1 protein-coding gene and 1 pseudogene are annotated in these 968 nt (G+C 66.3%); both read right to left on the bottom strand.

Annotated features, from left to right (window positions below):
• Window positions 1–779 (bottom strand): ABC transporter permease subunit (locus EN914_RS36595; RefSeq protein ID WP_127389746.1); only part of this gene is annotated, 779 nt, incomplete at its 3' end.
• A pseudogene (locus tag EN914_RS36590) lies at window positions 776–968 on the bottom strand (glycine betaine/L-proline ABC transporter ATP-binding protein); the annotation flags it as partial. The pseudogene EN914_RS36590 and the gene EN914_RS36595, both read right to left, overlap by 4 nt.

Raw genomic sequence — 968 nt, 5'->3', positions numbered from 1 at the left:
AGCCGCCACAGTTTCTGCCGCGCCGTGCAGCCGGCCATTTCGCTGAAATCGTCGATCTCCGACGGCACCCGCGACAGGCCGAGCATCGTTGCTCGCACCATCGGCGGGGTGGCGAAGATGGCGGTTGCGATCATCGCCGAGACCGGGCTGTTGCCGAACAGCAGCAGCATTGGGATGAGATAGGCGAAGGTCGGGATCGTCTGCATCAGGTCGAGGGCAGGGGAGACGATGAGCCTTTCGGCCCACGGCTTGCGCCACGCCCAGATGCCGGCGAACAGCCCGGTGACGATGCAGAACGGCACGGCGATGGAGATCAGCCCAAGCGTCAGCATGGCGCTGGTCCATTGGCCGAACAGCGCGATATAGAGAAAGCAGCCGCCGACCAGCAGGCCGAGCTTTCTGCCGCCGGCTGCATGCCCGGCGATGAAGGCGGCAGCGCAGACGCCGACCCAGGACAGGCGCGGCAGGACATAGGCGTCAGCGCCGTGGCCGATCTTGAAATTCTTGGCCAGCAGATTGAGCGCGAAATCGAGCGGAACGCCGAGCACCGCGGTGATCGAGCGGGTGAGCCACGACAGGTTCGACTTGATCCAGCGCATCAGCGCGCTGACCCAATCGGCGACCGGCACGACGGCGCTGGCCGGATAATTGACCGCCCAGGGCAGGCGGTCTTGCAACAGGAACACGACAAGCACGGCCGCGAGTGCCACCGCCCAGACGAGCAGCCAGACCTGAACCGGGCGCGACCGCGTTTCGCCGGCGCTTGCCGTCACCGTCATGTGCCGGCTCCGGAACGCTCAATGCCGGCCAGCAGATCGATCACCGCTTGCGGCGTCACCTCGCCGATCGGTTTGCCGGTGCCGTTGACCACCGCGAACGGCTTGTTGGCGGCAACGATGCTGGCGGAAAAGCTGGATATCTTGGCCTCCGGCGCCACCGTTCCGCCGTGCTCCGAGCCGTCGCAGGAC

Source organism: Mesorhizobium sp. M7A.F.Ca.CA.001.08.2.1, from assembly GCF_003998455.1.
In the GTDB taxonomy this organism is placed as follows: domain Bacteria; phylum Pseudomonadota; class Alphaproteobacteria; order Rhizobiales; family Rhizobiaceae; genus Mesorhizobium; species Mesorhizobium ciceri.
Note: the sequence above shows the minus strand (reverse complement) of the source record. Positions and strands in the feature narration are given on the sequence as shown.